At 71.4% G+C, this 18,601-nt stretch carries 16 protein-coding genes; 4 read left to right on the forward strand and 12 right to left on the reverse strand.

Annotated elements, in window-relative coordinates:
- Positions 1-141: 141 nt before the first annotated feature.
- The 5 genes from L3078_RS09235 to L3078_RS09255 all read right to left on the reverse strand — a co-directional run bounded on the left by L3078_RS09235 (position 142) and on the right by L3078_RS09255 (position 4,219).
- The gene (locus tag L3078_RS09235; protein WP_239752902.1) at positions 142-783 is read right to left on the reverse strand and encodes a GTP-binding protein; all 642 of its coding nucleotides are present in this window, start codon (positions 781-783) and stop codon (positions 142-144) included.
- Positions 764-1,234 (reverse strand): DUF742 domain-containing protein, encoded by a 471-nt coding sequence (locus L3078_RS09240; protein WP_239752908.1) that lies wholly within the window; start codon positions 1,232-1,234, stop codon positions 764-766. Before L3078_RS09240 ends, L3078_RS09235 begins: the two co-directional genes overlap by 20 nt.
- Positions 1,231-1,638 (reverse strand): roadblock/LC7 domain-containing protein, encoded by a 408-nt coding sequence (locus L3078_RS09245; RefSeq protein ID WP_033531682.1) that lies wholly within the window; start codon positions 1,636-1,638, stop codon positions 1,231-1,233. Before L3078_RS09245 ends, L3078_RS09240 begins: the two co-directional genes overlap by 4 nt.
- Entirely contained in the window at positions 1,635-3,272 is a 1,638-nt protein-coding gene (locus L3078_RS09250; RefSeq protein WP_239752917.1) for a sensor histidine kinase, read from the reverse strand. The genes L3078_RS09245 and L3078_RS09250 overlap by 4 nt, the downstream gene beginning before the upstream one ends.
- Positions 3,273-3,583: 311 nt before the next feature.
- Positions 3,584-4,219: a TetR/AcrR family transcriptional regulator gene (locus tag L3078_RS09255; protein ID WP_239752918.1), complete on the reverse strand. Its 636-nt coding sequence runs from the start codon at positions 4,217-4,219 to the stop codon at positions 3,584-3,586.
- Positions 4,220-4,410: 191 nt separating this feature from the next.
- Between L3078_RS09255 and L3078_RS09260 the strand changes: the two genes are divergently transcribed.
- The 4 genes from L3078_RS09260 (at position 4,411) to atzF (ending at position 11,257) form a co-directional block, all read left to right on the forward strand.
- The gene (locus L3078_RS09260; RefSeq protein ID WP_239752920.1) at positions 4,411-5,235 is read left to right on the forward strand and encodes an urea amidolyase associated protein UAAP1; all 825 of its coding nucleotides are present in this window, start codon (positions 4,411-4,413) and stop codon (positions 5,233-5,235) included.
- Positions 5,232-5,897 carry an urea amidolyase associated protein UAAP2 gene (locus L3078_RS09265; RefSeq protein ID WP_239752933.1) on the forward strand — a complete coding sequence of 222 codons (666 nt, stop codon included), beginning with the start codon at positions 5,232-5,234 and terminating at the stop codon, positions 5,895-5,897. The genes L3078_RS09260 and L3078_RS09265 overlap by 4 nt, the downstream gene beginning before the upstream one ends.
- Positions 5,894-9,412, forward strand: coding sequence for a 5-oxoprolinase/urea amidolyase family protein (locus L3078_RS09270; protein ID WP_239752942.1), 3,519 nt, complete (start codon positions 5,894-5,896; stop codon positions 9,410-9,412). Before L3078_RS09265 ends, L3078_RS09270 begins: the two co-directional genes overlap by 4 nt.
- 186 nt (positions 9,413-9,598) lie before the next feature.
- Entirely contained in the window at positions 9,599-11,257 is a 1,659-nt protein-coding gene (gene atzF / locus L3078_RS09275; protein ID WP_239752943.1) for an allophanate hydrolase, read from the forward strand.
- A 161-nt stretch (positions 11,258-11,418) separates the two neighbouring features.
- Here atzF and L3078_RS09280 read toward each other — a convergent pair whose 3' ends face one another.
- The 7 genes from L3078_RS09280 to L3078_RS09310 all read right to left on the reverse strand — a co-directional run bounded on the left by L3078_RS09280 (position 11,419) and on the right by L3078_RS09310 (position 18,576).
- A complete protein-coding gene (locus tag L3078_RS09280; RefSeq protein ID WP_239752944.1) occupies positions 11,419-14,268 on the reverse strand; it encodes a DEAD/DEAH box helicase in 2,850 nt (949 codons plus the stop codon).
- 122 nt (positions 14,269-14,390) lie between these two features.
- Complete coding sequence (gene tatC, locus L3078_RS09285; protein WP_239752945.1) at positions 14,391-15,359, reverse strand: twin-arginine translocase subunit TatC; 969 nt, start codon at positions 15,357-15,359, stop codon at positions 14,391-14,393.
- Positions 15,360-15,409: 50 nt separating this feature from the next.
- On the reverse strand, positions 15,410-15,694 hold the full coding sequence (gene tatA, locus L3078_RS09290) for a Sec-independent protein translocase subunit TatA (protein WP_239752946.1): 285 nt from the start codon (positions 15,692-15,694) through the stop codon (positions 15,410-15,412).
- Positions 15,695-15,952: 258 nt separating this feature from the next.
- Positions 15,953-16,147, reverse strand: a complete 195-nt coding sequence (locus L3078_RS09295; protein ID WP_239752947.1) for a hypothetical protein — start codon at positions 16,145-16,147, stop codon at positions 15,953-15,955.
- Positions 16,148-16,170: 23 nt separating this feature from the next.
- A complete protein-coding gene (locus L3078_RS09300; RefSeq protein WP_037702271.1) occupies positions 16,171-16,431 on the reverse strand; it encodes a hypothetical protein in 261 nt (86 codons plus the stop codon).
- Positions 16,432-16,605: 174 nt separating this feature from the next.
- Positions 16,606-17,607, reverse strand: a complete 1,002-nt coding sequence (locus L3078_RS09305; protein ID WP_239752948.1) for a helix-turn-helix transcriptional regulator — start codon at positions 17,605-17,607, stop codon at positions 16,606-16,608.
- Between the two features lie 15 nt (positions 17,608-17,622).
- Positions 17,623-18,576 (reverse strand): helix-turn-helix transcriptional regulator, encoded by a 954-nt coding sequence (locus L3078_RS09310; RefSeq protein WP_239752949.1) that lies wholly within the window; start codon positions 18,574-18,576, stop codon positions 17,623-17,625.
- Positions 18,577-18,601: the final 25 nt, after the last annotated feature.

Genomic DNA, 18,601 nt, shown 5'->3' on the forward strand with positions numbered 1-18,601 from the left:
CGACAGGCGACAGGAGGACCGGCATCGTCGGCATGACAGGCACGGCCGGCGCGACCGGCATGACCCGGGTGACCGGGATGCCAGCACCCCCGGCCCCCCGGCCCTACAACCCCCGCCCCCGCCCCCGCACGCGCCCGCCGCTCAAGCCGTCGCCGCCCCCGGCACCCCCGTCGCCCCCGACATCGCCAGGGAGTGCAGGAAGGTCATGAGGGTCATCAGGACGTCCCGGCTGGACGCGCGGCGGCGTGCGTCGCAGCGGATGATCGGGATCTCGGCGGCGAGGTCGAGCGCCTGCCGCAGTTCCTCGATGGCGTAACGGGGCGCGTCGGGGAAGTCGTTGACGGCCACGACGAAGGGCACGCCGCGCTCCTCCAGGCGCCCCATGACGTCGAAACTGACCTCCAGCCGACGGGTGTCGACCAGGACGACCGCCCCGAGGGCGCCCTCGAACAGGCCGTTCCACAGGAACCAGAAGCGCTCCTGCCCGGGGGTGCCGAACAGATAGAGCACCAGCTCGTCCGTGATGCTGATCCGGCCGAAGTCCATGGCCACGGTGGTGGCCGTCTTGGACTTGGAGCCGAAGTTGTCGTCGACCCCGATGCCGGCCTGGGTCATGGTCTCCTCGGTCGTCAGCGGCCTGATCTCGCTGACGGACCCCACCATGGTCGTCTTGCCGACGCCGAAACCGCCCACGATCACGATCTTCGCCGCGGCCTGTGCGGTGTGCGGCAGGTGGTCCTCGGTCCGTGGACCCGTGATGGTGTCAGAGCTTTTGAAGTCCATGCATCACCGCTTCGAGGAGGGAACGGTCTGCCCGCGCCTGCCGGACGACCGGTGCGCGCGCCTGAACCAGTTCGGCCGTCAGCAGCTCGGTGAGCAGGACGGTCACCACGCTGATCGGCAGGTTGAGGTAGGCCGAGATCTCGGCCACGGACAGGGGTGCCTGGCACATCCGGAGCAACGCCGACTGCTCCGGAGCGGCGGACGGAGGCGGATCGGCGCGCGCCACGATTAACGTGACGAGGTCGATCGGGGCTCGCTCGCCGTCCGCCCCGGTGAGGATGTAGAGCCGCTCGGGCGGACGACCGCCCGACTCACCGGTGGAGTCCTCACCCTCGGACTGCGAGGACGACGAAGAAGGCGGCGAGGTCAGCGACGGCGGTGAGGACGGCGGGGGCGGCGGGGACGAGGGCTCGTGCCTGGGTTGACGCCGCCGGCGTTGCGGAGGCGTCATACGGTCTGCCCGTTCCGCCGGGGCGGACTGGTCAGGTGGGAGCCGATCCGGTCGACGAGGTCGCGCATGCGGTTGCTCATCAGGCCCGGCTCGGCGACCTCGTTGGCGAGCACCGCGAGATAGGCGTTGGCCCCGGCGGCCATCATGTAGAAGTAGCCGCCGTTGATCTCGATGATGACCATCCGCATGTGGCCGTCGCTCTGCGGGATCTCTCCGGCCACGGCGCCGGCCAGGCTCTGCAGCCCCGCGCAGGCGGCGGCGACGCGGTCGGCGGCGTCCGGGTCGCCGCCGTGGCGGGCGATCCGCAGACCGTCGGCGGAGAGCACGACGATCTGCTGGATGCCGGGTACTCCGTCGGCCAGATCCTTCAGCAGCCAGTCGAAATTGGCTCGTTGCTGGATCACTTGAGGTCCCCCTCGTCGTCGGCCTCGGTGCGGGCCGGCTCGGTGTTCGCGGTGAGAGCGGTGGACGCCGTGGAGTCGTCCGGGTTCCGTCGGGCGTTCGGGTCGGGGTCGCCCTTGAGCCCGGCCATGAACGCCTCGACCCACATGCCGGGCGGCGGCAGCTCCTTCTCCGGTTCGGGCTCCGGCTGCCACACGGGGGCGGCGGCCATGGCGGCCTCGGCGGCGGCCTCCGCGGCGGCGGCCTCGGCGTAGCGCTGGCTGAGCGGGATCTTGCTGCGGCTGCGGCGCTGCGGCAGGCCGTTGGCGGTCCACTCGGTGACGACGGGAACGTCGTCCTCCATGTCCCGGCTCATCTCCTCCGCGGAGCTCGGGATCCGCGGTCCGGTGGTCGGGCGCCTGCGCTTGGGCTTGCGGTCGGGACCCGCGACGCCGCCGTTGTCGATGGTCGTCACGGCGCCGGCGCCGATGCCGTGCGCGAGGCCGGGGGCGGGTTCGTCGGTCAGCAGGTCGCGCGGCACGACGACCACGGCGCGGACACCGCCGTAGGCGGAGGGCCGCAGCGAGACGTGCATGTTGTACATGGTCGAGAGGCGGCCCACGACGGCGAGGCCGAGACGCGGGGTGTCGCCCATCTCCTGGATGTCCACGCCCTGCTGTGCCTTGGCGAGCATGTCCTCGACCTTGGCGCGGCTCTCCTCGCTGAGGCTGATGCCGCCGTCCTCGATCTCGATGGCGATGCCGGTCTGCACCTCCACGGCGGTGACGTGCACCTTGGTGTGGGGCGGCGAGTACCGGGTGGCGTTGTCGAGGAGTTCGGCGCAGGCGTGGATGACCGGTTCGACGCCGGGGCCGTTGACGTTGACCTTGGCGATCGACTCGAGCTCGATGCGGCGGTACTCCAGGATGCGGGACATGGCGCCGCGCAGCACGCTGTAGAGCGGGACGGGCCGGGACCACACACGTCCGGGGCGACTGCCGCCGAGGACGGCGATGGAGTCGGCGAGGCGGCCGATCAGGGCGGTGCCGTGGTCGATGCGCAGCAGGTCGTCGAAGACCTCGGGGTTGCGCCCGTGGTCCTCCTCCATCTCGCGGAGTTCGTTGTTCTGCTGGTGCACGATCGCCTGGACGCGGCGGGCGATGTTGACGAACGACCGCTGCGAGGAGTCGCGCAGTGCTTCCTCGCGGTCGACGATGGTCAGCAGGGTGCGCAGCAAGTCGCGCTGGGATTCCGGAAGTTCGCGCCACTCGGCGTCACCGTCGACGACGTGACGAATCACCTCTGAGGGGGATTCTCCGGTGCGCAGCCGGTACAGGGCGGCGGGCAGGATCTCCTTGCCCAACCGGATGAATTCCTGGTCGTGGGCGGCGATCCGCTGCTCGAGGAAGGCGGTCCGCCGCTGGTGTTCGGCGCGCAGCTCGCGGACCGTACGGCGGCCGCCGCGCACGGCGACGACGGCGACCGTGAGCAGCAGGAGCGTCGCGACGGCTCCGCACAAGCCGACGGCGAGCCGGGCCGGTCCCGTCACCAGGGAGACGGTGGTCCCGGTCGCCGCGGCCATCAGTATCGCCGGTAGCGGCAGCACGCGCGCGTAGGGAAGTTCACGGCCACCGGGAGGCGATTGAACACTCACCATGTATGCCCTCTAAAGACGGTTCGGCTGATGGTCGGGGGACTTGCGGGGAGTTGCTGGAGGTTGCTCGGGTTCATCCGCGAATCAAACTGGATCTTCGGTATTTTTTGGAACAAGCGCACGAATACATCTCAACTCGGTGCGCTGCGGGCGAGCTTAGTCCGACCGGATCATCGCTGTGTCATATTCAGCAACCGACTGAAATCACCCTCGCGACAGGAGTACGCTCTGGTCATTTACACGCCAGGTCGCCGTTCGAACACACCGAGTGACGAGGAACGGGCGTACGAGAAGAGCCTCTTGACAGGGTGAGGTCAGACCCCGGCGATGCGCAGGGCCGCGTCCGCCGTCGCCTCGGCGAAGACGGAGACCGGGCGGTCGGGCTCGGAGCGGCGGACGAGGATGACTCCCTCGATCAGCCCGAAGACAAGATCAGTCCGCAGGTCCAGCTCGCTCTTGGCGAGCGTCGCGCCCACGGCCGTCGCGGCGATCAACTGCCGGTAGGCGTCCTTGAGTTCGGCCCGTACGGCATGGAAGCCCGCGAAGCGTTCGGCGCGGACCTCCGGAAGGAGGTAGAGGCCGCCGAGGTTGTGCGGGCCGCCGCAGAGCAGGGCGACGTCGGCGCGGCACAGCTCCCACAGCCGCTCCTCGGCGGGGACGGCGTCCCGGGCGAGGAGGTCACGGGCGCAGACCAGCGACGGCGTGACCGTGGACTCCAGCAGCTCGGCGAGCAACTCCTCCTTGCCGGACACGTAGTGGTACATCGACGCCTGCCGCATGCCGGCGCGCTCGGCGACGGCCCGGGTGGTGGTGGCCGCGTACCCCCGCGTCGTGAACAACTCGGCGGCGGCGGCGAGCAGTTCGTCCCGGGGCGACACTCCGGTCTCCGGTCGGCCCCCGGCACGGGGTCTGCCGACCCGTCGCCCACCTCCGCCACCCGCGCTTCCCATGCGTTCGATCCTCGCACACGGCACCCGGCCACCGGTGAAGGGCGAACGCGCTGTTCCCCCGCCCCCGGCCAGGCACGACCATCGTGAGGGGGCGGTAACTGCCCGGCAACGCAAGGGACATGGCACCGACGCGCCCCGCTCCTAATTTCTGTCGCACGACAGAAATACACGCCGCACCCGGAGGTCCCACGATGGCGACATCGACGACGTACGGAGCACGTGATCACGCCCGCGCACAGGAGGGTTCCCGGGCCGAGGCCATGCCCGTGGTGCCCGCGAGCGACTGGCCCGCCCCGCCCCCCGAGTCCGGACCCCTCGTCTGGGCGGAGACGGTGGCGGGCGGCAACTACACGCACCGGGTACTCGCCCGCGGCACCGAGGTCCGGCTGACCGACCTGCGCGGCGACGCGTGCGCGCATCTGCTCCTGCACCACGCCGACCGCCCCTGGGAGCGGCTGAACGTCGCGGACACGGTGAAGGTGCAGTGGAACGCCTACCTCGGCGCGGGCGTCCTGCTCCTGTCCGACCAGGGCCGCGTCCTCGCCTCGGTGGTCGCGGACACCTCCGGCCGCCACGACGCCCTGTGCGGCACCTCCACCCTCGTACGCAACACCGAGCGGTACGGCGACGGCACCCCGCAGTCCCCCTCCCCCGCCGGACGCGAGCTGTTCAAGCTGGCCGCCGCCAAGAACGGCCTCGAACCCCGTGACCTGCCGCCCTCGCTCTCCTTCTTCCAGGGCGTGACCGTCACCGAGGACGGCACCCTCGACTTCACCGGCTCCGCCGGCCCCGGCGCCGCCGTCACCCTGCGCGCCGAGCAGGACGTGACCGTACTGATCGCCAATGTCCCGCACCCGGCCGACCCCCGCCCCGACTACGTCAGCACCCCGCTCGAGGTGCTGGCCTGGCGTGCCGAGCCCACCCGCCCCGGCGACCCGCTCTGGGACGCCACACCCGAGGGCCGCCGCGCCTTCCTGAACACCGTCGAGTTCCTCGCCGCGAGGGGGATCGCATGAACACCGCCACCCCGAGGACGGCCACCGTCCCGGCCCGCGCCGCCTGGTCGTCCGTGATCCGCGCCGGAGAGTCCCTCACCCTCACCGACCTGCACGGCAACCAGGCCGTCGACTTCCTCGTGTACGACGCCCACGACACGGCCGTCCGCTACAGCGCGCCCGACACGATCCACGCCCAGGGCGGCATCTTCCTCACCACCGGCAGTGTGCTGATGTCGAACGAACACACCCCGCTGATGACCGTGACCGCCGACGACGTGGGCCGGCACGACACCGTCGGCGGCGCCTGCTCCAAGGAGTCGAACACCCTGCGGTACGGGCACCACACCTGGTCGCAGCACGCCTGCGTGGACAACTTCCTCGCGGAGGGCGCCAAGCACGGCCTCGGCAAACGCGACCTCGTGTCGAACATCAACTGGTACATGAACGTACCGGTCGAGAAGGACGGCACCCTCGGCATCGTCGACGGGATCTCCGCACCGGGCCTCGCCCTCACCCTGCGCGCCGAGCGCGACGTGCTGGTCCTGATCTCCAACTGCCCCCAGATCAACAATCCCTGCAACGGTTTCGACCCGACGGCCGTGGAAGTGACGATCACCGGGGAGAACACCGCGGGAGCGACATCCGTCGACCACGTGACGACCCCTGGAGCCGGCACATGACCTTCGACACCCTGCTGGTCGCCAACCGGGGCGAGATCGCCGTCCGGATCATCCGCACCGCCCGCGAACTGGGCCTGCGCACGGTCGCGGTGTACTCCGACGCCGACCGCTCCGCCGCCCACGTCCGGCTCGCCGACGAGGCGGTACGGCTCGGCCCGGCGCCCGCGAAGGAGTCGTACCTCGACGCGGACCTGATCCTGAAGGCCGCCAAGGACACCGGCGCGGGCGCCGTCCACCCCGGATACGGGTTCCTCTCCGAGGACGCGGACTTCGCGCGCCGCTGCGAGGAGGCGGACCTCGTGTTCGTCGGCCCCACCGCCGACCAACTGGAGCTGTTCGGCGCCAAGCACACCGCGCGGGCGGCGGCCGAGGCCGCGGGTGTCCCGCTCCTCCCCGGCACCGACCTGCTCGCCTCCCTGGACGAGGCCCTCGACCGTGCCGCGGCCATCGGTTACCCGGTGATGCTCAAGGCCACCGGCGGAGGCGGCGGTATCGGTCTGTCGGCATGTCGATCCGCCGCCGAACTGACCGAGGCATGGGACCGGGTCCAACGCGTCGCCACCGCCTCCTTCACCACCTCCGGCGTCTACCTCGAACGTCTCGTCGAGCGGGCCCGCCATGTCGAGGTACAGGTCTTCGGCGACGGCGACGGCCTCGTGGTCACCTTCGGCGACCGTGACTGCACCCTCCAGCGCCGCAACCAGAAGGTCGTCGAGGAGGCCCCGGCGCCCGGCCTGCCCGACCATGTCCGCGCCCGGCTCACCGCCGCCGCCCGCGATCTGTGCGCCAGCGTCGAGTACCGGTCCGCCGGGACCGTCGAGTTCGTGTACGACGCCGCCCGCGAGGAGGCGTACTTCCTGGAGGTCAACACCCGCCTCCAGGTCGAGCACCCGGTCACCGAGGAGATCTACGGCGTCGACCTCGTCGCCTGGATGCTCCGCCTGGCGCGCGGCGACGCGGCGGTCGTCCGGGCCCCGGGCCCCCCGCGCGGCCACGCCGTCGAGGCCCGCCTCTACGCCGAGGACCCCTCGCGCGAACACCGGCCGAGCGCCGGCCTGTTGACCCGGGTCGAGTTCCCGGAGGACGTCCGCGTCGACGGCTGGGTGGAGACGGGCACAGAGGTCACCACGTCGTACGACCCGCTGCTCGCCAAGGTCGTCGCGCACGGCACCGACCGCGCGCAGGCCCTGCGCCGACTGGACGAGGCGCTGGCCCGGACCCGGGTCGACGGCATCGAGACGAACCTGGGCCTGATCCGCGCCGCCCTCGCCGACGAGGACCTCCGGCAGGCCACGCACTCCACGACCACCCTCGCGTCCGTCACCGACCCGACGCCCCGGATCGAGGTCGTCTCCGGCGGCACCCTCACCACCGTGCAGGACTGGCCCGGCCGCACCGGACACTGGCAGGTCGGCGTCCCGCCCAGCGGCCCCATGGACGACCTGTCCTTCCGCCTCGGCAACCGGGCGCTGGGCAACCCGGAGGGCGCCCCGGGCCTCGAATGCACCCTCCAGGGCCCCTCCCTGCGCTTCACGCACGCCACCACGGTCTGTGTGACGGGCGCCCCCGCCCCGGTGACCGTGGACGGCTCACCGATCGCCCGGTGGGAGCCGGTGACGGTCCCCGCCGGAGCGGTCCTCGCCGTCGGCACGCCCACGGAACACGGACTGCGCACCTACGTCCTCTTCGCGGGCGGCGGCCTGGACGTCCCCGCCTTCCTCGGCAGCGCGGCCACGTTCACCCTCGGCCGCTTCGGCGGCCACGGCGGCCGGGCCCTGCGCACGGGCGACGTCCTGCACGGCGGCGCGGTCACGGACCACGCGGCCCCCGTCCCACCGGAGGACCGCCCCTCCTTCCCCGCCTCCTGGCAGGTGGCCGTCCTCGAAGGCCCCCACGCGGCACCGGAGTTCTTCACCGAGCAGGACATCCACGAGTTCTACGCGGCCGACTGGGAGGTCCACTTCAACTCGGCCCGCACCGGCGTACGCCTGATCGGCCCCAAGCCCCGCTGGGCCCGCGCCGACGGCGGCGAAGCGGGCCTGCACCCCTCCAACATCCACGACACCCCGTACTCGGTCGGCGCCGTCGACTACACCGGGGACATGCCCGTCCTGCTGGGCCCCGACGGCCCCTCCCTGGGCGGCTTCGTCTGCCCCGCCACCGTCGTCTCCACCGAACGCTGGAAACTCGGCCAGCTCCGCCCCGGCGACACCGTCCGCTTCCGCCCGGTCGCCGACGACTCCTCGCCACGCCCCGCGATCGTCGACGGCGGCGTCCTGGCCCGCGACGGCGACGTGACGTACCGCCGCAGCGGCGACGACAACCTGCTGGTCGAGTTCGGACCCATGCAACTCGACCTGGCCCTGCGGATGCGCGTCCACGCCCTGATGGAGGGCGTGGCGGAAGCGGACCTCGACGGCGTCACGGACCTCACCCCGGGCATCCGCTCCCTCCAGATCCAGACGAATCCGGCACTCCTCCCCCAGCCCGAACTCCTCACCGCCGTACGGCGGATCGTGACGACGCTGCCCCCCGCCGACGAACTGACCGTCCCCTCCCGCACGATCCACCTCCCCCTCTCCTGGGACGACCCCGCGACCCGTGAGGCCATCGCCCGCTACATGGCGGGCGTCCGCGACGACGCGCCCTGGTGCCCCTGGAACATCGAGTTCATCCGCCGCGTCAACGGCCTGGACACGGTGACCGAGGTGTACGACACGGTCTTCGCCGCCGAGTACCTGGTCCTGGGCCTCGGCGACGTCTACCTGGGCGCCCCGGTGGCGACCCCGCTGGACCCCCGCCACCGCCTGGTGACCACGAAGTACAACCCGGCCCGCACCTGGACGGCGGAGAACTCGGTCGGCATCGGCGGCGCCTACCTCTGCGTCTACGGCATGGAAGGGCCCGGCGGTTACCAGTTCGTCGGCCGCACCACCCAGGTGTGGTCCCCGTGGCAGCAGCGCGGCGCCTTCGAGCCCGGCTCCCCGTGGCTGCTCCGCTTCTTCGACCGCATCAAGTGGTACCCGGTGGACGCCGACGAACTGCTGTCCCTCCGCGCGGACATCGTCGCGGGCCGCTTCGTCCCCCACGTGGAGCACGGCACGTTCTCCCTGGCCGAGTACGAGGCCTTCCTCGCCGAACACGCCGACTCCATAGCCGAGTTCAGGACCAGGCAGCAGACCGCCTTCGCGGCGGAGAGGGCCGCCTGGGAGGCGGCCGGCGAGTTCGACAGGCCGGAGACGGCGACGGCCGAACCGGCACCGCCCACCGACGTCCACGTCCCCGAAGGCAGTCACCTGATCGAGGCCGAGTTCACCGCGTCGGTCTGGCAGGTGAACGTCAGCGCGGGCGACCACGTCACCACCGGCCACGCCCTCCTGACCCTGGAGGCGATGAAAATGGAGTCCCGCGTCACCGCCCCCACGGCCGGCACCATCACCCAGATCCTGACCACCCCGGGCACCCAGGTAGAACCGGGCACCCCCCTGCTCATCCTGACCCCGAGCACCCCGTAGGGGCGCGAGGAACTGCGCGAGCAACCACACTCCACCCGCACCCGCCAACGCCTCCGAACCCGCCACCCCATGGGCCGCCCAAGGAAGCCGAAGGGAGTCGAAGGGGCACCGCCCCTGGGGATGGGACGGGTAGGGGCGGCGGGGGCGAAAAAAGGCAAGCCCACAACCATCCCACCAGGAGCCCAGATGCCAGACTCCTCCACCCTCACCAGAGTCCGCACGGCCTACGCCCGCATCGACGCAGTCGACCGCCCCGAGATCTGGATCGACCTACGCCCCCAGCCCGACGTGGAGGCCGAGGCCCGAGCGATCGACGCCCGCCTGGCCACCGGCGCCCATCTCCCCCTCGCCGGCCACCTCTTCGCCGCGAAGGGCAACATCGACGTCCAAGGCCTCCCCACGACCGCCGGCTGCCCGGCCTACGCGTACACCCCGGCCACCGACGCCCCCGTCGTCGCCCGCCTCCGCGCCGCCGGCGCCCTCCTCCTCGGCACCACCAACCTCGACCAGTTCGCCACGGGCCTGGTCGGCACCCGCTCCCCGTACGGCGCCGTCCGGAACGCCCACGACCCCTCCCGCGTCAGCGGCGGCTCCAGCGCCGGCTCGGCCGTGGCGGTGGCGCTCGGCATCGTCGACTTCGCCCTCGGCACCGACACGGCGGGCTCCGGCAGGGTGCCCGCCGCCTTCAACGGCATCGTCGGCCTGAAGCCCACCCGGGGCCTGGTCCCCACCACGGGCGTGGTCCCGGCCTGCGCCTCGATCGACTGCGTCACGGTGTTCGCCCGCACCCTCCCGGAGGCGGAACAGGCCCTCGCCCACATGGCCTCCCCACCCGACCGCGCCCTCCCGCCCCTCCCCCCGCGCACCCCGGGCCCCTGGCGCGTCGCAGTCCCCCCGCGTGAGCAGCTGGGCGAACTGGACGAGGGCTGGGCGGAGGCGTACGAGGCGACGGTGACGCGCCTGAAGGCCACGGGAGCGGACGTACGCCCGCTCGACCTCACCCCCTTCACCGACGCGGCGGCCATGCTCTACCAGGGCGCGTTCGTGGCCGAGCGCTACACGGCGGTCGGCGCCTTCGTCGACAAGGCGATCGCGGACGGCGTGGACTCCCTGGACCCCACGGTCGCCGGCATCATCACCCGGGCCAAGGACGTCCCGGCCCACCAGCTCTTCGCCGACCAGGACCAGCTGGCCGGCCTACGCACCCGCGCGCTCGCCGAACTGGCCGACGCGGACGCCCTGTTGCTGCCGACGACTCCGGGCCACCCGACGCTGGCCGAGGTGGCCGCCGACCCGCTGGGCGCGAACGCCCGCCTCGGCCGTTTCACCAACTCCACGAACCTCTTCGACCTGGCGGCGGTGGCCGTCCCGGCGGGTGAGGTGAACGGCCTCCCGTTCGGCGTCATGCTGATCGGCCCGGCTTTCACGGACGACCGCCTGGTCCGCCTCGCCGCGGTCCTCCAGCCGGAGGCCCGGCTGGCGGTCGTGGGCGCCCATCTCTCGGGCCAGCCCCTGAACCCCCAACTCCTGGCCCTGGGTGCCCGGCTGGAGCGCACCACCACGACAGCGCCCGTCTACCGCCTGCACGCCTTGCGCACGACCCCACCGAAGCCGGGCCTGGTCCACGTGGGTGAGGGCGGCGCCCCCATCGAGACCGAGATCTGGCGCCTCCCCGCCGAGGGCCTGGGCCGCCTCCTGACCATCCTCCCCCGCCCGATGACCCTGGGCTCGATCGAACTCTCCGACGGCACCCGAACCCCGGGCTTCCTGTGCGAGCCCTCAGCCCTCCAAGACGCCGAGGACATCACGGAGTACGGCGGCTGGAGGGGCTATCTGTCCCGCTGAAGAGGAGGAGACCCGCGCCCCTGGTCCCGGGACGCGGACCCGCCTGATGTCACCCGGGGCGCGCGCAGGGTCTTCAGGGGCGCGGGGAACTGCGCGAGAAGCCCCACCCACCCGCACCCGCCGACGAACCCGCTCCACCCCCACGGCAGGCGCTCCACGACTCACCCCACCGACGAGTAAGCCACAACCCCCCGCAGCACCCCATCGACCGCCTTACGCGCACTCTTCCCCACCGTCGACCCAGCCGGCGCCGCCGCCGAGATCTGCCCCAGCACATCGATCACCTGCTTGCACCACCGCACGAAGTCCCCCGCCGGCATCTCCGCCTCCCGCAACACCTCGTCGAGCCCCGCCCCCGACGCCCACATGTACGCGGCCCAGGCGAAGCCGAGGTCCGGCTCCCGCTGCCCGACCCCTTCGCTCTGCGTGATCCGGAACTCCTCCTCCAGCCCGTCCAGCCGCCCCCAGATCCGCACCATCTCCCCCAGCGCGGCCTTCGCGTTCCCGGACGGCAGCTTCGGCGCCATCGCGTCGTCCCCGACACGCGCCTCGTACACCAGCGCCGAGACGCACGCCGCGAGCTCCGCCGGCCCGAGCCCCTCCCACACACCCGCCCGCAGACACTCACTAGCGAGCAGATCCAGCTCGCCGTACAGCCGGGCGAGCCGCTTGCCGTGCTCGGTGACCTCGTCACCCCGCAGATAGTCCAGCTCGGTCAGCAGGGCGACGATCCGGTCGAAGGTCCGCGCGATCGTGTTCGTGCGGCCCTCGATACGCCGCTCCAGCTGCGCGGTGTCCCGCTTGAGCCGGTGGTAGCGCTCGGCCCACCGCGCGTGGTCCTCGCGCTCGTCGCAACCGTGGCACGGATGCGCCCGCAACGCGGCGCGCAGCCGGGCGATCTCGCGGTCGTCCGCGGCGGCGGCCCGCCGCTTGCGGTGCCGGTCCGGCACCAGATGTCCGGCCTTGGTGCGCAGCGCCGATGCCAGATCCCGGCGCGACTGCGGCGAACGCGGGTTGAAGGACTTCGGGATCCGCATCCGCTCCAGCGCCTCCACCGGCACGGGAAAGTCCATCGACGCCAGCCGCTTGACCTGCCGCTCCGCGGTCAGCACCAGCGGACGCGGCCCGTCGTGGTGCTCGAACCCCCGGTGGCCGTTGGACCGCCCGGCGGGCAGCCCCGGGTCCAGCACCAGCGCGAGCCCGGCGTACTTGCCCGTCGGCACGTGGATGACGTCCCCGGGCTTCAGCTTCTCCAGTGCGACGGCGGCCTCGGCGCGCCGCTGCGCGGCCCCCTGCTTCGCCAGCTCCGTCTCGCGGTCCTTCAGCTCCCGCCTCAGGCGCGCGTACTCCTCGAAGTCCCCGAGGTGGCAGGTCATGGACTCCTGGTAGCCCTCCAGCCCCTCCTCGTTGCGCTGCACCTGCCGGGAGATCCCGACGACCGACTTGTCGGCCTGGAACTGCGCGAAGGAGGTCTCGAGCAGCTCCCGCGAGCGGTGCCGCCCGAACTGTTCGACCAGGTTGACGGCCATGTTGTACGACGGCTTGAAGCTGGAGCGCAGCGGATACGTACGGGTGCCGGCGAGCCCGGCGAGGTGGTCGGGGTTCATACCCCGCTGCCACAGCACCACCGCGTGGCCCTCGATGTCGATGCCGCGCCGGCCCGCACGCCCCGTCAACTGGGTGTACTCACCGGGGGTGATGTCGGCGTGCTGCTCGCCGTTCCACTTGACGAGCTTCTCCAGCACCACCGAGCGGGCGGGCATGTTGATGCCGAGCGCGAGGGTCTCGGTGGCGAACACGGCCTTGACCAGGCCGCGTACGAAGAGTTCCTCGACGACCTCCTTGAACGTCGGCAGCATGCCGGCGTGGTGGGCCGCGATACCGCGCTCCAGGCCCTCCAACCACTCGTAGTAGCCGAGGACATGGAGGTCCTCGCGGGGAATGGAGGCGGTGCGCTCCTCGACGAGGCTGCGCACCTTGTGCCGGGACTCGTCGTCGTTGAGCCGGAGGCCCGCGTACAGGCACTGCTGGACGGCGGCCTCGCAGGCGGCGCGGCTGAAGATGAAGGTGATGGCGGGCAACAGGCCTTCGGAGTCGAGCCGTTCGATGACTTCGGGCCGGCTCGGGATCCAGATCCGCGACCGCTGTCTGCGCTCGCGCTCCCGGTCGGCCTCGCGCATGGAGCGGCCGCGGCGGCGGTCCTGGAAGGAGGGCCGGCTGGCCTCCATCCGCGCCATCCGGGTCAGGTCCGGGTTGACGGCCTTCTTGCTGCCCTCGCCCTCCTCGAACAGGTCGTACATCCGCCGCCCGGCGAGCACGTGCTGGAACAGCGGCACCGGCCGGTGCTCGGAGACGATCACGTCGGTGTCGCCGCGCACGGTGTCCAGCCAGTCGCCGAACTCCTCCGCGTTCGACACGGTGGCCGAGAGGGAGACGAGGGTGACCGACTCGGGGAGGTGGATGATCACCTCTTCCCACACCGCGCCCCGGAAGCGGTCGGAGAGGTAGTGCACCTCGTCCATCACCACGTACCCGAGGCCGAGGAGGGTCTGGGAACCCGCGTACAGCATGTTCCGCAGCACCTCGGTGGTCATCACGACCACGGGGGCGTCGGAGTTGACGCTGTTGTCACCGGTGAGCAGACCGACCTTGTCGCTGCCGTAACGGCGGCACAGGTCCGCGTACTTCTGGTTCGACAGGGCCTTGATGGGTGTCGTGTAGAAGCACTTCTTGCCCTGCCCCAGGGCGAGATGGACGGCGAACTCGCCGACGATCGTCTTGCCCGAGCCGGTGGGGGCGGCCACCAGGACGCCCTTGCCCGCCTCCAGTGCCTGGCAGGCCTCGATCTGGAAGGGATCGAGACCGAAGTCGTACATCTCGCGGAAGGAGGCGAGCGCGGTGGCCTGCTCGGCAGCGCGCCTACGTGCTGCCGCATACCGCTCGGCCGGTGAGAGATCCTCTGTCATCGTGCTTTCGAGCGTACCGGGCCCCACTGACAACAGGACGATCATTATCCGGATCGGAACCTGTTAAACCCGGGATAAGCGCAGCTCACGCCCCGCCCCCCGGGAAGAACGCCGACGGGGGCCCACCGATAGCGGTGGGCCCCCGTCGGCGTTCCAGACCGGCGAACCTAGGTGACGTCGTCGTAGCCGTTGATCCGCTCGCGCTCGGTCTCCGGGGACGGCGTCGGCGAGGGGAGTGCCCGGCTCGCGGAGACCGTCTCGACCTCGCCGATGTCGTCCGGGGTGAGGTCCAGCTCTGACGCCTCGTCGTCGTCCGGCTTCATCGCCTCGACGCGGGCCCGACGCCTGTCGTTGACCAGCCCGATGGCACAGGCGCAGAAGTACAGGATCCAGATGGGGCCCGCCAGCGCCATCATGGAGATGGGGTCGGTGCTGGGGGTGGCGATCGCCGCGAACAGCGTGATCCCCAGGATCATCCCGCGCCACCAGCCGAACATCTTCTTGCCGGAGAGCACGCCGCCGAAGTTCAGCATCACGAGCAGCAGGGGCAGCTCGAAGGAGAGGCCGAAGACGACGATCATCCGCATGATCAGGTTCAGCAGATCATCGAGGGGAAGCTGGTTGTCGCTTCCGATGATCGAGAACTGCAGCATGACCGACGCCATCTTGGGCAGCGACCAGTAGGCGAAGTACGAGCCCATGAGGAACAGCGGGAAGCCCGCCGCCACGAAGCCGAGGCTGTACTTCTTCTCGTTCCGGTGCAGCCCGGGGGCGACGAACGCCCAGAGCTGGTACAGCCAGACCGGGGCGGCGAGCACCACGCCCGACGACAGCGACACCGTGAGGGCGAGCGTGAACGGGCTCAGCAGGCCGTTCTGCACGATGCGCGCGCAACTGGTCTGGCTACTGTCCTTCGCCAACTCGGCGAAGCTGTACTGGCATCCCACCGCCTGGAGAATGGGATCCGTGAAGAACTGGATGATGTCCTTGTAGAACATCACCGCGACGACCGTCGTGACAACGATGGCCAACAGGCTCTTGACAAGGCGGTTTCGCAGCTCGCGCAGGTGCTCCGCGAGGGGCATCCGCCCCTCGGGATCCTTGTCCTTCTCCGTCTTGCGGGCAGACTTGAGCAACCCACGTCCTCATCTCGTGCGGCAGGCCGGAAACCTTGTCCGGCCTTGCGTCAGCGCTTGGTCGTGTCCGTCGGCTCGGCAACCGGGCGGGAGCTGGTCACATCGCCGGGGGCGGCCTGGATGGTGCGCTGTGCCGGGGCTTCGCCGTGCTGGTGCGCGGGCGCGGCCGCGGTCGTGTCGTCCTGACCGTCGGACTTCATGGCCTTGGCCTCGCTCTTGAGGATGCGGGCGGACTTGCCCAGCGAGCGAGCCATGTCCGGCAGCTTCTTCGCGCCGAACAGCAGGATGATGACGACGAGGATCAGAATGATCTCGGTGGGGCCGAGGTTACCCATAACTGTCTACCTTCTTCACCGAGGCGGCGGGTGGGGGCTGTCCGACCTGTCGGACAAGTGTCCGACCGATCATGCTGGCAGCGATCGTAACGCTCAGGGGTGAACGTCAGGCAATCCCTGTGCGCACTCCCGATTCGCGACCCGGGCCTCTTTATCCGTGCCGCGACAGGCAGCGTACCTGCCGAAGGTGAGAAGGTGACAGGGCGAAGTGGCGCAAAACGCACTCGGCGGCCAACTCACAGAGGCCTCCGTCACGCCTCACAGAGCGTCCACGGAGCGGGCCGCGCTCGCCGCCGCCCGCTCCAGGTCCTCCGCCGCCCGGTTGATCCTCCGCGCCGACTCCGTGACCTGCGCTCCCAGCCGCCGCGCCTCCACGAAGACCCGCACGGCGAGCACCCCGAGCACGACCAGCCCCACGAACCCCACAGCCACCGCGAACATCGCCCAGAACATGAGCCGACCCTAGCCCCCTGGCCCTACCCCGCCGAATGCAGCCGGAGGGTCCGCACGCCGCCCCCGGTCAACAGCTCGACGATCCGCTCGCCGGCCGGTTTGCGGACGGCGGTGCCGCACTCGGGGCAGGTGAAGGAGTAGAAGGTCGTCTTGCTGGTGGCGCCGATGGCGAGACGCAGCGCGCTCGCGCCCAGCTCGAAATTGGCCCGGCAGTCGGGGCAGCCGGCCCTGAACACCACGTCGACCGCCTTCTTCATCCCCGCGAAGGCGACCGCCACGGTCATCTCCCGGATCTCCTGGATCTCCTGCACCCCGGACTTCACGCCGGACTTCACACCCGACACAACCGACCCGCCGCTCACAGCCCTCGCATCTCCCTTGTTAGGTCGTACGTCGTCGTCGCGCCCCGCCGTCACGGTCCCGCGCTCCCGAGGTCACCCGGTCACGCCGCCCGCCCGTCACGGCCTCGTCGTCACGTCGGCCTCGTCGTAGGCCGCCAGCGCCTCACGGGCCGCCCGGCGGGCACTGTCGGCGAGATCCTGCGGCGAGACGATCCGGCCGTCCCGCCCGAGCCGCAGCGCCAGACGCCGCAGCGAGGCGGGGTCGGGCGTACGCAGACTGATGCGCAGCCCGCCGTCCGGCAGTTCCTCGGCGCTGTCGTGCGGGTAGTACTCGGCGACCCAGCGCCCACCGGGCCCGACCTCGACGACGACCTCGGGGTCCTCGGCGGCCGGCTGCACCAGCGCCTCCGACAGGTCCCGCAGCTCGATCTCGGGCGGCGCGGACGGCTCGTCGAGGATCTTGATCTCGGCGACCCGGTCCAGCCGGAACGTGCGCCGGGCCTCGGAGCGACGGCACCAGGCCTCGACATAGGTGTGACCGACGCTGACCAGGCGGATCGGGTCGATCTCCCGCTCGGTGACCTCGTCCCGGGCGGGTGAGTAGTAGCGGATCCACAGCCGCCGGCGCTCCGAGATGGCCCGGTCGACGTCCGCGAAGACCCCGCCCTCGGACTCGAAGGTGACCGACAGGCGTGAACTGGCACCCGCCGCCTCCCCCGCCGCGCCCTCGACCTTCGCGGTGGCCCTCAGCAGGGCCTGCCGGTCGCTCTCCCGCAGCCCGGGCAGGGTCGCGACCGCGCGGGCGGCCACCAGCAGGGCCGTGGCCTCGTCGGCCGCCAGCCGCAGCGGCTCGGCGGCCTCCGCGCCCAGGGCGGCCGGATTGTGCCACCAGATCCGCTCGCCGTCGGTGTCGATGTCCAGCAGATCACCGCCGCGGAAGCTGGTCCCGCACATGGGCAGCACATCGAGGTCCGAGACCAGCTCGTCCTCGGTGATCCCGAAGGCACGGGCGACGTCCTCGATCCGGGCGCCGGGCCGCTCCCGCAGGTACGTCACCAGGGAGAGCATCCGCCGGGTCTGGTCGATGGCGTTCGCCGGCCGGGCCGGTTTTCCCACCACGTTCTTACGTCCCCCTCAACCTTTGGCCACAGCACGCAGCCGGTCCACCACGTCGGCCCGCAACTCGGCGGGCTCCAGGACCACCACGTCGGGCCCGAACTCGACCAGCCAGGCATCCAGACCGTGCCCGTACGGAATCTCCAACTCGTCCCAGCCGTTCCCGAGTTCCCGTACGAGGGAGGCCTTCGCGCGCAGCGGATAGCCGGCGCCGGAGCGCAGCCGGATCAGCGCGGAGCGGTCGGCGGTCTCCCCCGCCCAGCTCGCGACCGTCTCCCGCACGGTGACGACGTCGGGCACCTCGGCGGTGAAGGCGGCACCCCGGCTGCGGACCTTGCCGGTGATCCGGGAGAGCCGGAACACCCGCTCGGCACCCCGGTCCCGGTCGAAGCCGGCCAGGTACCAGTGACCGCGCCAGCACTCCAGCGCCCACGGCTCGACATGGCGGGGCTCGGGGCGCGCGGCGGTCGCCTTGCGGTACTCGAACACGACCGGCCGCCGGTCACGGCAGGCCAGCATGAGCGGCTCGAACGCGGCCTCGTGCACCGGGATGCGCGGCTCCAGCGCCCCATGGGCCTCGTAGGGGTCGACGTCCTCGGGCAGCCCGGCCGCGCGCAGCTTCTGCAGGGCGCCGCTCGCGGCCCCGGCGAGGCGGGCCTGCTGCCAGACCTTCGCGGCGAGCCCGAGCGCCGCGGCCTCCTCGGCGTCGAGGGTGATCGGCGGGAGGCTGTTGCTGTCGCGGCGGGCCAGATAGCCGACCTCGCCGTCGAGGTTCTCCACCGTCTCGATGACCAGGCCGAGTTCGCGCAGATCGTCCTTGTCGCGCTCGAACATGCGGTTGAAGGAGTCGTCGGAGCCGGCTTCCAGATAGGCCTCGATGGACTCCCGCAGCTCGCGCTTGCTGAGCGGCCGTCGGGTCCCCAGCAGACACAGCGCCAGGTTCATCAACCGCTCGGCCTTGGCAATGGCCATCGACGCCCTTCCTCCGGGTGTTTCC

It is taken from the genome of Streptomyces deccanensis, assembly GCF_022385335.1.
Lineage (GTDB): Bacteria > Actinomycetota > Actinomycetes > Streptomycetales > Streptomycetaceae > Streptomyces > Streptomyces deccanensis.